The organism is Mesorhizobium sp. M0518, from assembly GCF_040321125.1.
GTDB lineage: Bacteria > Pseudomonadota > Alphaproteobacteria > Rhizobiales > Rhizobiaceae > Mesorhizobium.
Map to the genome: position 1 here is coordinate 143,710 of NZ_JAMYQY010000006.1, position 13,500 is coordinate 157,209.

Consider the following 13,500-nt stretch of genomic DNA (forward strand, 5'->3'; position numbering starts at 1 on the left):
ACACACTTTCCTGGAATTTCTATTCTGCCGGCTCCACATTGGTGTAGGCGGCTTCCTCCAACTCGCGCTTCAGCCGGGCTTCCTCGTGGGTCTTCGGCGTGACGAAGCGGCCAAGCAGGAGATAGGCGACCGGCGTCAGGAACAGCGTCGAGACGGTGGCCAGCCCCAGGCCGCCGACGATGACCCAGCCGAGCGCGACGCGCGCCTCGGCACCGGCGCCGCTCGCCAGCACCAGCGGCAGGCCGCCGAGCACGGTGCAGATCATCGTCATCATCACCGGCCGCACGCGGATGATCGAGGCCTGTTCGATCGCCTCGCGCACGCCAAGCCCGCGGTCGCGCAACTGGTTGGCGAATTCGACGATCAGGATGCCGTTCTTGGCCATGACGCCGACCAAAAGCACCAGGCCGATCTGGCTGTAGGCGTTGAGACTGGTGCCCGAGAGGAGAAGCGCGAAAATCGCACAGGCCAGCCCGAGCGGCACCGTCGCCATGATGATGACGGCGCTGACAAAACTTTCGAACTGGGCGGCCAGCACCAAAAGGATGATGACCAGCGCGAAGCCGAAAATGGTGACCATGGCGCTGTTGGTCTCGCCTAGCGTCGCCGCCTCGGCCAGGGGCAGGATGCGGCTGCCTGGCGGCAGCAGCGGTGTGGCGATTTGCTCGGCGCGGGTGAGCGCGTCGCCAAGCGCGAAGTCGCCGCTGAGGTTGGAGGTGATCGCCACAGAGGGCTGCTGCTGTTCGCGCGACAGCGACGGTGGCACGGCGCGTTCGGTCAGCGTGGCGATGGTCGACATCGGCACGAAACGTCCGTCGGCTGTTTTCAGGAAGATGTTTTCCAGATCCGTCGGATCGTTGATCGGATTGGTGGTCGAGACCAGCTTCACGCCGTAGCTGCGGTCGGCGATGTAGACGTCGACGACGTCGTTGCCGTCGAGCATGGCCTGCAAGGTGTTGGCCAGTCCTGATATGTCGATGCCGAGGTCGGAGGCGCGCTCGCGGTCGATGGCCACGGCTAGCTGCGGCTGCGTCGGGTCGATCGACAGGCGCGGTGTCTGGAAGCGCGGGTCCTTCTGCATCTCGGCGATGATCTTCACGGCGGCATCGCCGAGTGCCTTGCGGTCGTTGCCGACCAGCGCGAACTGCAGGCCGTTGCCGGCGCCACGGATACCGAGGCTGTTGGGCTGCACCGGGAAGATGCGCACGCTCGGCACCTGCCTGGTCAGCTGGCTGATCTCGGCCATGATCTCCTGCTGGCTGCGGCTGCGCTCGTTCCACGGCGCCAGCGTCATCACCATGAAGCCGGAGTTGTAGGAGCCGTTCTGGCCGGCATTTTCGAAAGTGCTGCGGATCTCGCCGGAATCGCGCATCGGCTGGATCAGTCTCTCGATCTTCTGCATCTGCTGCGTTGTGTAGTCGAGGCTGACGCCTTGCGGGGCGCTGATGCGCAGAAGCACGGCGGCGCGGTCCTCGGTCGGCGTCAGCTCCTGGCGGATGGTGCCGAACAGCGTGAAGGCGGTGCCGGCGAACAGCACCGCGACCAGAAGCACGATCCATGGCGCGTCGAGGCAGGCGTGCAGGCTGCGCTTGTAGGCCGTATTGAGCGCGCCGCCGATGCGGGCGCCGATGCCATGGCCACCTTCGTGGTGGAGCGATGCGCTGGTCAGCATGCGCGAGGCGAGCATTGGGCACAGCGTCAGCGCCACCACGCAGGACAAGAGCACCGACATGGCAAGCACGAAGCCGAATTCGCGGAACAAGCCGCCGGTCTGGCCGGGCAGGAACGAGATCGGCACGAAGACGGCGACCAGCGTCAAGGTGGTGGCGATGACGGCGAAGAACACCTCCTGCGCGCCGAGCACGGCGGCGGCGCGCGGCCCCATGCCTTCGTTGCGTCGTCGCACGATGTTTTCGAGCACGACGATGGCGTCGTCGACGACCAGACCGGTCGCCAGCACCAGCGCGAGCAGGGTCAGGATGTTGACCGAGAAGCCGGCCAGATAGATGGCGGCGATGGTGCCGATCATGGCGACCGGCATCGACAGGCCGGGGATCAGCGTCGCACGCCAGTCGAGGAGAAACATGTAGATGACGATCAGCACCATGGTGACGGACAGGCCGAGCGCGATCTCGACCTCGTGCACCGCCCCCTTGACGAAGACAGCGTCGTCGCTGGTGATCTTGATCGACATGCCCTCGGGCAGGTTTTCCTGCAGCTTGGCGACGGCGGCCTGGACGCCGGTCGAGATGTCCAGCGTGTTCGATTCCGCCTGGCGGATGATGCCGATGCCGATGCCGGTCTTGCCGTCCGAGCGCAACGTGGTCTGGCCGACGTCGGGGCCGAGCGTGACGGTGGCGACATCGCGGATGCGCGTCGTGCCGCCGACAATTATGTTTTCGAACTCTTCAGGCGTGGTCACGTCGGCAGTCGTGCGGACGATCAGGTCCTGGTTGGTCGTGGTGATCGAACCGGCGGGGGAATCGAAGGCGACCGAGGCAAGGGCGGCCCTGAGGTCGGCGACCGTGAAGCCGAGGCTGGCCAGCTTGTTCTGGTCGACATCGATGCGGAAGATCTTGTCGCGGTCGCCATAGACCTGAACGTCGGCAACGCCGGGCACGGCGGCCAGCTCGTCCTCGATCTGGTCCTGGACCACCACGGTCATGTCCTGGATCGACATGTTGTCCGAGGTCACCGCCAGTCGCATCACCGCGTCGGAATTGGCGTCGGCCTTGACGATGCGCGGCGGATCGGCGGTGTCCGGCATCTGGTTGGCGACGCGGCCGACGGCATCACGCACGTCCGAGGCGGCGACATTCAGATCGACGCCATCGTTGAACTCGATGGTGACGCGGCTCGAGCCGAATGAGGAAGACGACGAGATCGACTTGACGCCGGAGACGCGGGCGACGGCGCCCTCGATGGTGTCGGTCAGTTCGCGATCGACGGTCTCGGCCGCCGCGCCCTCGAAGGTGGTGGAAACGGTGACCACCGCGCGATCGACGTCCGGCAGTTCGCGGATCTCGACGCCGTAGAAGGCGGCCAGGCCGGCGACCGCAATCAGTGTGTTCAGCACGAAGGCCATCACCGGCCTGCGGATGAACAGGGCGGTGAAGCCGGTCTCGCTGGCAGTGTTGGCGGGGCTGGTCATGTGCCTGCGGCGGCGTCCGCGGCGCGCTGCTCTTCGCCGGCGAGGCGGACCGCGCCGCCCTCGCTGACGCTCTGGGTGCCTTCTGTGACCACCATGTCGCCATTGTCGATCTCGGCGTCGATCAGCACGGTCTCGGTGTTGCGCTGTACGATGCGCACCGGGACCCGCCTGGCCTTGCCGTCCTCGATCTGCCAGACATAGGCGCCGTCCGCCCCCCACAGGATCGCCAGCGGGCTGACGGCCGGATAGGTTTGCCCCGGAAATTTCATGGTGATGCCGAACGACATGCCGGCGCGCAGTGAATCCGCCGGGTTGGCGATCTTGGCCTTGACCAGCAGGGTGCGGCTCTTTTCATCGATGTGGTTGTCAATGGCCGAAACGGTGCCGCTATAAGCATTGCTGGGATTGGCGATCGGCGTCGCCGTCAATTGTGCACCGATCTTGACGGCGGCAGCGAAGCGCTCGGGCACCAGGAAGTCGACCAGGATCGAGGACCGGTCGTCGAGCGTGGCGATGGCCGACTGGTTGGTGACATAATTGCCGGCCGAGATCGGCAGGATGCCGACGGTGCCGGCGATCGGCGCCAGAATCGACCGGCGCTGCAGTGCGAGTTCCGCATCCTGAAGCGCCAGCTTGGCGCCCGCCAGCACCACCTCGGCGTCAGCCACTGCGACTGGTGTCGCGGCATTGGAGGCACGAAGCGACCTGACACGGTCGAGTTTGGCCTGCGCATCCTGCAAGGCGAGCTTGGCGCGGTCCTGAGAGATCACTTCGGTCTCGGAATCCAGGGTGGCGAGAATCTGTCCCTTATCGACATGGCTGCCGGATTCGACCAGCAGTTCGGCGAGGCGGCCGGAGCTGTAGGGATTGACGGCCACCGAGGCGTTGGCACGGCCGGTGCCGATTGCCTGCAGGCGGTCGTTGATAACAGCCGAAGTGGCCGCAAGGGCGACCACGTTCACCCGCTGGTTGCCGCTATTGCGGCCGTTTGACTGCTTCGCGTTGGCGGCGCCGGTCTCAGCCGGGGGCGTTGCCGCGGAGGCCCAGTCGATGCCCCAGCGTGCCAGCACGTCCGGCGCGCCGGGATAAAAGCGCAGCCAGGCGGCTGCCGCCACCACCAGCACCACAAGTGCAAAAAGTATCTGTTTCCAGGCGGCCATCGGCACTCCGGTTGGTAAAACAATCCTTCCGTCTACCGGTTTCCCGAAATGAAGCAGACGCAGCGAGGCTATTGTAAGGCAAAGAAGCCGCCTCGATATCGCGTCTTTATGACAATTCTCCGGGGGCTGCGCACATTAAATATATGTAACGTTGAGAAAATATGCATAACGCTTTGGATCATCACACAGGCACTAACGCAGACTTTCCATCTCGCGAATGCGTTTGGCGCCTTCTGCTTCCAGTTGCCTGGTGACGGCGCCGATCAGCGTTTCGGCGACGACGAAAAGGGCAGCCGAAGAGTCCCATGCCGACGGCACCGCGGTTCGTCCGGCGATAACATGACGAGCAAAGCGGGCGATCGGCGACAGCCACTGGTCGGTGAACAGCACGATCTGGACGCCACGCTGATGCGCCTTTTCGGCGAAGCGGACGAGGCTGTCCTGGTAGCGCCTGATGTCGAAGATCACCAGCACGTCGCGCTTGCCCATGTCGATCAATCGGTCGCGCCACATGCTCTCCTGCCCGGCGAGGTGAAAGACATCCGGCTGGATGACAGCGAGGTGGGCGGCCATGTAGCGCGCCAGCGGATCGGTGAAGCGGCCGCCGATCAGGAAGGTCTTGCCGCGCCGGTCCGCTAGCCGGGCGGCGATGTCGGCAAGCTGCCTGTCGGACAGGTGTCTGAACGTCTCGCGCATGTTGTCGAGCGTCGCTTCCAGCATCGGCGACACCGTCCCACCACCAGGCGAGGGCGGATTGAGCGTCCTTGTCGCCGGCGATTGCAGTTGCGCCGCCAGTTCGTCCTGCAGGCTCGACTGGAATTCCGGATAGTTCTGAAAACCCAGCCGGGCGACGAAACGCAGGATCGTCGGCGAGGAGACGCCCGCCGCGGCCGAGAATTCAGCGACCGTTTTCAGGCCGATCATCGGATAGTTGGCGATCAGTGTCTGGGCCGCGCGCCGTTCGCCGGCCGGCATCGTGCCGAGGCGATCGGCGATCAGTTCGGCAATGCTGGAAATCATGTTTTCCCCACCCCTGGCCCGGCCGAAGGCCTTTTCCGAGATCGCATTTGACAAAGCCGGACAAACTGTATGAAATCATCCACAGGGACGCAATGAGGCAAAATACGTAACATACGATACAGCGCTCCCCGGGGACGGCACAGTATGGAGAAAGCACGGCCCGCCAGCCTTGCATCGTCTGATACCGTAAGGGTGACGAACCCCGGCGGATCGAGCCCTTTCGTGCTGACTTGCGATCACGCCTCGAACTTCCTGCCGGCCGAATTCGGTACGCTCGGCCTTGCCGCCGAGGACCTGTCCCGTCACATCGCCTGGGATCCCGGCGCGCTGCCGGTTGCCCGCCGCATGGCGCAGGCGCTCGACGCGACGCTGGTGGAAACTCGTATTTCTCGCCTTGTCATCGACTGCAACCGGCCACTCGACGCGCCCGACCTGGTACCGCCGGTCAGTGAGACAACGGCCATACCGGGCAATGCCGGCCTGTCGGAGAGCGAGCGGGCGGCGCGTGTTGCCCTGTCATGGCAGCCGTTCCACAACACGATTGCCGGTATCATCGACAACAGGCTGTCACAGGGTCAGCAAACCCGGCTGGTTTCGGTCCACTCCTTCACGCCGGTCTACAAGTCCATGAGCCGGCCCTGGCATATCGGCATCATCCACGACGAGGATCGCCGGCTGGCGGCGCCGCTGATATCGGCGCTGAAGCGGCTTGCCGGCGTCACCGTCGGCGTCAACGAGCCTTATTCGCCTGATGACCGCGTCTATTTCACGCTGGAACGGCATGCGCGCTCGCGCGGCCTGCCCTGCGCGATGATCGAAATCCGCAACGACGAAATCGCCGGCGAGACCGGGCAGCGGAAATGGGCGGATCTGCTCACGGGCATTTTTTCGGATCTGGAGCCAGAGGAGGCCGGATATTCCAGATCGCATTCAGTCGGAAAGTCAGTTCAATCGGCCAATTAGAACCACAGGGGAATGAAAATGGCAGGACCGGATTATACGGACGTTGACAAGAAGGAGGACCTGAAGGTTCTCCATGGCATGGGCTATGCCCAGGAACTGTCGCGAAGCATGAGCCGCTTCTCGAATTTCGCGATATCGTTCTCGATCATCTGCATCCTTTCGGGCGGCATCAACTCCTTCGCGCAAGCCACATCGTCGATCGGCGGCGCAGGTGCGGGCATCGGCTGGATCGTCGGCTGCTGCGTGTCGGGCTTCTTCGCCCTTGCCATGGCGCAGATCGCCTCGGCATTTCCGACCGCCGGCGGCCTCTATCACTGGTCGTCGATCCTCGGCAACCGCTTCACCGGCTGGCTGACGGCCTGGCTAAACCTGTTCGGCCTGATCACCGTGCTCGGCGCCATCAACATCGGCACCGCTTTCTTCTTCGTTGGAACGTTCGGAAGCTGGTTTGGCATCACCGGCACGCCGGGCGAAATCGTCGGGTTCGTCGCCTTCATCACCGTGCTGCAGGCGCTGTTCAACCATTTCGGCATCAAACTGACGGCAATGCTCACCGATGCTTCGGGCTTTCTTATCCTGGGCGCAACAGCAGTGCTGATCGTGGCCTGCCTGGTGTTCGCACCGGCAATCGACATCAGCCGGCTGTGGACGTTCACCAACTATTCAGGCGATGCGGGCGGCGGTGTTTTTCCGCAAACCGACTCCATGAGCTACCTGTTCCTGCTCTGCCTGCTTCTGCCCGTCTATACCATCACCGGCTATGACGCCTCGGCCCACACCTCCGAGGAGACCGTCAAGGCAGCACACTCCGTCCCGCGGGCGATCGTTTCGTCGGTGCTGTGGTCGTCGCTGATCGGCTGGGTGATGCTGTGCGCAATCGTTCTCGCGATCCCGGACCTGGCTGCCGGCGCCAAGCAGGGATGGAGCGTATTCTTCTCGACAATGGATGCAATCCTGCCGGTGTGGCTGAAGGAACTGCTTTATTTTGCAATCCTGATCTCGCAATTCCTCTGCGGCCTCGCCACCGTGACCTCGGCTTCGCGCATGCTGTTCGCCTTCTCTCGCGACGGCGGCATGCCTGTTGGCTCCGCGGCTCTCGCCAAGGTCAACCCGACCTGGCGCACGCCGGTCAATGCGATCTGGACGGCCGCGATCCTCGAGATACTTTATGTGTTCCTTGCCCAGTTTATTTCGATCGGCGGCACCAACATCTACACCATCGTCGTCAATTCGACGCTGGTGTTCCTGTTCCTGTCGTTCACCATCCCGATCGCACTCGGCATGGTCGCATTCGGCACGGCCAAGTGGCCCAATCCTGGCCCGTGGAACCTGGGCGCCGGACTGTTCAAGCTCTTCTGTGCGCTGTCGATTGTCGGCATGGTGATCATCTTCTACATCGCCATCCAGCCGCCGAACGACAAGGTGCTTTACATCACCATAGGCTTCATCTTGCTGACCGCCGTGCTTTGGTTCGGTTTCGAGAATCGCCGCTTCCAGGGTCCGCCGATCGGTGACCAGATTGCCAAACGCCAGGCCGCGATCAGGGCAGCCGAGGTGGCTATCGGCGAAGCTGGCGCCTGATATCGCCCTATATGGCCATGGCCGGCCTCGCGCCGGCCATGGCTACGTTTATCCCTTTCAATCGACAAGTGCTGGAGTGCCAAAGGAATGGCCGGAAATTTCTCGTTCGATCAGTTGAAGAAAGCGGTCTCCAGCGGTGAGATCGACACCGTGCTGGCCTGCATCGTCGACATGCAGGGACGGTTGGCGGGAAAACGCTTCCTGGCGCAGTACTTCATCGATTCCGCGCATGACGAAACGCATGGCTGCAACTATCTGCTGGCGGCCGACATCGATATGGAACCGGTGCCGGGCTACAAGGCCGCGAGCTGGTCGAAGGGCTATGGCGATTTCGTCATGAAGCCGGATCTCGCCACGCTGCGGCGCATTCCCTGGCTGGAAAAGACCGCACTCGTGATCTGCGACGTGCTCGACCACCACACCCATGATGACCTGCCGCACTCGCCGCGCGCCATCCTCAAGAAGCAGGTCAAGCGGCTGAGCGAGCGCGGCTATATCGGCTATTTCGCTTCCGAGCTCGAATTCTATCTGTTCAACGAGACATACGATTCTGCCCGAAAGAAGCACTGGCAGGGTCTCGACACCGCATCGCCCTATATCGGCGACTACCAGATCGGCATCACCACCAAGGAAGAAGGCGTCATGCGCCGGCTTCGCAATGAGATGGAAGCGGCCGGCATCCCGATCGAAAATTCCAAGGGCGAGTGGGGTCCGGGCCAGGAAGAGATCAATGTGCGCTATGCCGAGGCGCTCGACATGGCCGACCGCCACGTCATCCTGAAGAACGGCGCCAAGGAAATCGCCGAGTCCGAGGGCAAGGCGATTTCGTTCATGTCCAAGTATAATTACGGGCTCGCCGGCAATTCCAGCCACATCCACAATTCGCTGTGGAGCGCCGACGGCAAGACACCGCTGTTCTTCGACAAGACGGCCGACTGGACGCTGTCGACGCTTGGCCAGCAATGGGCCGCCGGCCAGCTCAAATACGCCAAGGAATTCACCTGGTTCCTGGCGCCCTATATCAACTCCTACAAGCGCTTCCAGGCCGGCACCTTCGCGCCGACTAAGATCATGTGGAGCGAGGACAACCGTACCGCCGGCTTCCGCCTGTGCGGCGAGGGCACCAAGGGCATCCGCATGGAATGCCGCATCGGCGGCGCCGATCTGAATCCGTATCTTGCGTTCGCAGCGCTGATCGCCGCCGGCCTTGCCGGCATCCACGAAAAGCTGGAATTGCAGAAGCCGTTCGTCGGCGATGCCTATCAGGCATCTCGCCTGCCGGAGATCCCGAAGACGCTGCGCGATGCCACCGACACGCTGGCGAAGTCGAAGATGCTCAAGCAGGCGCTCGGCGAGGATGTGCTCGAACACTATGTCCACACCGCAAAGTGGGAGCAGTTCGAATACGACCGCCGCATTACAGATTGGGAACTGCACAGAGGGTTCGAGCGGTACTAGTTATCGACTGTTCGTCGGCGCCGTCGGCGCCGTCCCTTACCCTTCCTCTCCGTGTGAAGAAGACGGAGAGGAGGCGAAGACGCTGGAGCTCCATCCTTCTCCCCGTCACTATGCGGGGAGGGGTGCCGGCAGGCGGATTAGGGGCAGCGTCAGCCCACAAGACTTTGTTGTAGAATGCGAGGACTTCCAAAATGACCGAAACGGTCAAACTCATATCCCCCATCGATGGCTCGATCTATGCCGAGCGGCCGATCGCGACCGACCAAGCGATCAACGCCGCGGTCGAGCGTGCCAAGGCGGCGCAGGAGAAGTGGGCTGAGACGCCGATCGTCGAGCGCGGCAAGTTTATGCTGGCCATGCTGGAAGCGCTGGTCGCGATGACCGACGAGATCGTGCCGGAGATCGCCTGGCAGATGGGGCGCCCGGTGCGTTATGGCGGCGAGTTCGGTGGTGTCAAGGAGCGCACCACCTACATGGTCGAGATCGCCGAGGCGGCGCTCAAGGCGGTGCCGGCCTCCAACCCGAAGGACGGCTTCCGTCGCTATGTGAAGAAGGATCCGCTTGGCGTGGTCATGGTGATCGCGCCGTGGAACTATCCCTACCTCACCGCCGTCAACACCATCGTGCCGGCGCTGATGGCCGGCAACACCGTGGTCCTCAAGCATGCGGCGCAGACGCTGCTGGTCGGCGAGCGCTTTCAGCAGGCTTTCGACAAAGCGGGCCTGCCCAAGGGCGTATTCCAGAATGTCGTGCTCAACCATGCCCAGACCGAGAAACTGCTCGGCTCGGGCAAGATCGACCATGTCAATTTCACCGGTTCGGTCGGCGGCGGCCGTGCCATCGAAAAGGCCGCGGCCGGGACCTTCATGACGCTCGGCCTCGAACTTGGCGGCAAGGATCCGGCCTATGTGCTGCCCGACGCCAAGATGGACCATGCGGTCGCCAATCTGGTCGACGGCGCCTTCTACAATTCCGGCCAGTGCTGCTGCGGCATCGAACGTGTCTACGTGCACGAGAAGGTCTATGACGAATTCGTCGAAGGCTTCATCGCCGAGACCAAGAACTATGTCGTCGGCAACCCGCTCGACCAGGCGACGACGATGGGACCGATGGCGCAGGCGCGCTTCGCCGACCTGATCCGCGAACAGAAGGCCGAAGCGCTGCGCAAGGGTGCCAAGGCGCACATCAATATGAAGGTGGCTAACGACAAGGCGGGTTCGCCCTATCTGGCGCCGGAAGTGCTGACAGAAGTCGACCATCAGATGAGCGTCATGCGTGAGGAAAGCTTTGGCCCGATCGTCGGCATCATGAAGGTGCGCAACGACGAAGAGGCGATCGCGCTGATGAACGACAGCCCCTACGGGCTGACCGCTTCGATCTGGACGCGCGATACCGAGCATGCGGTGGCGATCGGCAACCGCGTCGAAACCGGCACGGTGTTCATGAACCGCTGCGACTATCTTGACCCGGCCTTGGTCTGGACCGGCGTCAAGGACACCGGCAAGGGTGCGGGCTTGTCGGCCATCGGCTACGATAATCTGACCCGGCCGAAATCTTTCCATCTGCGCGAAGCCATCTGATTTATTGAAAGACAAAAATGTCCAAGCTGATCTCCAAATGGAACTATCCCACCACCGTCCGCTTCGGCGCCGGTCGCATCAAGGAATTGCCCGAGGTATTGACGGCCACCGGCATCAAGCGGCCGTTGTTCGTCACCGATCCGGGCCTGGCGAAACTGCCGGTCGTCGCCTCGACCTTGAAGATCCTCGACGATGCGAAGGTCCCTTACGGCGTTTTCTCCGAGGTCAGGCCGAACCCGGTCGAATCCAACCTGACCGCCGGCATCGCCGTGTTCAAGAAGGGCAAGCATGACGGCGTCATCGCCTTCGGCGGCGGCTCGGCGCTCGATCTTGGCAAGCTGATCGCCTTCCAGGCCGGGCAGACGCGGCCGGTGTGGGATTTCGAGGATGTCGACGACTGGTGGACGCGCGCCAACTCGGATGCCATCGCGCCGATCATCGCCGTGCCGACCACCGCCGGGACCGGATCGGAGGTTGGCCGCGCCGGCGTCATCACCAATGAGGCCACGCACACCAAGAAGGTCATCTTCCATCCCAAATTGTTGCCGGCTATCGTCATTGCCGATCCGGAGCTTTCGGTCGGCATGCCGGGCTTCATCACCGCCGGTACCGGCATGGATGCGCTGGCCCATTGCCTCGAAGCCTATTGCGCGCCCGGCTACCATCCGATGGCCGACGGCATTGCTGTCGAAGGTGTCCGGCTGGTCTTCGAGAACCTGCCCAAGGCCTATGCCAACGGCAGGGATCTCGTTGCGCGCGCCCATATGATGAGCGCCGCTGCCATGGGCGCCACCGCCTTCCAGAAAGGGCTCGGTGCCATCCATTCGCTTTCGCACCCTGTCGGCGCGCTCTACGACACCCATCACGGTATGACCAACGCGGTGTTCATGCCCTATGTTCTGGCCTTCAACCGGGACTCCATCGAGGAGCGTATTGGCCGGCTCGCCGCCTATTGCGGCATCAAGGGCGGCTTCGACGGCTTCGCCAAAGCCATCATCAAGCTTCGCAAGGAACTGAAGGTGCCGCATGCACTGCCCGGCCTTATCAAGGGGCTCGACATGGACAAGAAGCGTAAGACGCTGATCGCCGACATGGCGGTGGTCGATCCGACTGCCGGCGGCAACCCGGTCAAGCTGACCAAAAAGGCGGCGCTGACGTTGCTCGAAAACGCCATCGCCGGCACGGTCTGAGGCGTTTTCCGCACGCAAAGTGATCTGAAAAGGGGCTATGAAAACAAAGGGGGAGGATGACGGGCAAGGCAGAAATTAGTTAGCCGGAAAAAGAATCCCGAAGCGATTGCTACATCAGGTTAAAAAGAGTTTACTTTTTCGCACTGCGAGCAGCCGCTTTCACAAAGCTTTCATCTGGCTGTCACATGAAAACGATACCGCATCGCAGGCGTCCAACGGCGTCAGTTCAACGGAGAGAATACATGTTCAAATTCACGGGGAAAGTGCTTTCCCTTTCGGCCGCGGCGCTTTTCGCGTCGACGGTGATTTCGTCCGCGGATTCGCTGGACGATCTCGTCAAGGCCGCCAAGGCGGAAGGCCAGCTCACCACCATCGCGCTGCCGCATGACTGGTGCGGTTACGGCGACGTCATCGCCGGCTTCAAGGCGAAGTATCCGGAAATCACCGTCAACGAACTCAATCCCGATGCCGGTTCCGGCGACGAGATCGAGGCGATCAAGGCCAACAAAGATAACAAGGGCCCGCAGGCGCCTGACGTCATCGACGTCGGCCTGTCCTTCGGTCCGACCGCCAAGGCCGATGGCCTGATCCAGCCCTACAAGGTGTCGACCTGGGACTCGATCCCCGACAGCGCCAAGGATGCCGAAGGCTTCTGGACCGGCGACTATTACGGCGTGCTTTCCTTCCAGGTGAACAAGGACCTCGTCAAGGAAGCTCCGGCCGACTGGGCCGACCTGCTGAAGCCGGAATTCGCCAACTCGGTAGCCCTTGCCGGTGATCCGCGTGCCTCGAACCAGGCGATCCAGGCGGTTTATGCCGCCGGCCTGTCGTCAGGCGCCGCCGCCGGTGAGGCTGCCGGCACCGCGGGCCTCGACTTCTTCAAGAAGCTCAATGCCGCCGGCAATTTCGTGCCGGTCATCGGCAAGGCCGCGACGCTAGCCCAGGGCCAGACCCCGATCCTCGTCACCTGGGACTACAACGCGCTCGCCGGCCGCGACACGCTGAAGGGCAATCCGCCCGTCGACGTCGTCGTGCCGAAGACCGGTGTTGTCGCCGGTGTCTATGTGCAGGCGATCAGCGCCTACGCGCCGCATCCGAATGCAGCCAAGCTCTGGCTCGAATACCTCTACTCGGACGAAGGCCAGATCGGCTGGCTGAAAGGCTATTGCCACCCGATCCGCTTCAACGATCTCGCCAAGAACGGCAAGATCCCGGCTGACATCCTCGCCAAGCTGCCGCCGGCCGAAGCCTATGCTTCCGCCGTGTTCCCGACGCTTGACGAGCAGGGCAAGTCCAAGGAAGCCATCACCAAGAACTGGGATGCCGTCGTCGGCGCCAACGTCAAGTAACTCACACCATGCCGGGCGGCCTCGCGGCCGCCCGGTCCTTCTCTCGAA

The 13,500-nt window shown here is 62.8% G+C and carries 9 protein-coding genes; 6 read left to right on the forward strand and 3 right to left on the reverse strand.

Annotated features, from left to right (window positions below; all coding sequences use genetic code 11):
* Positions 1–19: 19 nt before the first annotated feature.
* From NKI66_RS10990 to NKI66_RS11000, 3 genes are all read right to left on the reverse strand, one after another.
* Positions 20–3,151: an efflux RND transporter permease subunit gene (locus NKI66_RS10990; RefSeq protein WP_023810107.1), complete on the reverse strand. Its 3,132-nt coding sequence runs from the start codon at positions 3,149–3,151 to the stop codon at positions 20–22.
* Positions 3,148–4,311, reverse strand: a complete 1,164-nt coding sequence (locus NKI66_RS10995) for an efflux RND transporter periplasmic adaptor subunit (protein WP_023810106.1) — start codon at positions 4,309–4,311, stop codon at positions 3,148–3,150. The genes NKI66_RS10990 and NKI66_RS10995 overlap by 4 nt, the downstream gene beginning before the upstream one ends.
* 192 nt (positions 4,312–4,503) lie before the next feature.
* Entirely contained in the window at positions 4,504–5,331 is an 828-nt protein-coding gene (locus tag NKI66_RS11000) for a MurR/RpiR family transcriptional regulator (protein ID WP_023810105.1), read from the reverse strand.
* Between the two features lie 144 nt (positions 5,332–5,475).
* On the opposite strand from NKI66_RS11000, the gene NKI66_RS11005 reads away from it, so the two are divergent.
* The 6 genes from NKI66_RS11005 to NKI66_RS11030 all read left to right on the forward strand — a co-directional run bounded on the left by NKI66_RS11005 (position 5,476) and on the right by NKI66_RS11030 (position 13,452).
* On the forward strand, positions 5,476–6,294 hold the full coding sequence (locus NKI66_RS11005; protein WP_023810104.1) for an N-formylglutamate amidohydrolase: 819 nt from the start codon (positions 5,476–5,478) through the stop codon (positions 6,292–6,294).
* 18 nt (positions 6,295–6,312) lie between these two features.
* On the forward strand, positions 6,313–7,875 hold the full coding sequence (locus NKI66_RS11010) for an amino acid permease (RefSeq protein WP_023810103.1): 1,563 nt from the start codon (positions 6,313–6,315) through the stop codon (positions 7,873–7,875).
* A gap of 87 nt (positions 7,876–7,962) precedes the next feature.
* On the forward strand, positions 7,963–9,333 hold the full coding sequence (locus NKI66_RS11015; RefSeq protein WP_023810102.1) for a glutamine synthetase family protein: 1,371 nt from the start codon (positions 7,963–7,965) through the stop codon (positions 9,331–9,333).
* Between the two features lie 191 nt (positions 9,334–9,524).
* The gene (locus NKI66_RS11020) at positions 9,525–10,913 is read left to right on the forward strand and encodes an aldehyde dehydrogenase family protein (protein ID WP_023810101.1); all 1,389 of its coding nucleotides are present in this window, start codon (positions 9,525–9,527) and stop codon (positions 10,911–10,913) included.
* Between the two features lie 17 nt (positions 10,914–10,930).
* Complete coding sequence (locus NKI66_RS11025; RefSeq protein ID WP_352440920.1) at positions 10,931–12,103, forward strand: iron-containing alcohol dehydrogenase; 1,173 nt, start codon at positions 10,931–10,933, stop codon at positions 12,101–12,103.
* A 242-nt stretch (positions 12,104–12,345) separates the two neighbouring features.
* Positions 12,346–13,452, forward strand: a complete 1,107-nt coding sequence (locus tag NKI66_RS11030) for an ABC transporter substrate-binding protein (RefSeq protein WP_127290572.1) — start codon at positions 12,346–12,348, stop codon at positions 13,450–13,452.
* Positions 13,453–13,500: the final 48 nt, after the last annotated feature.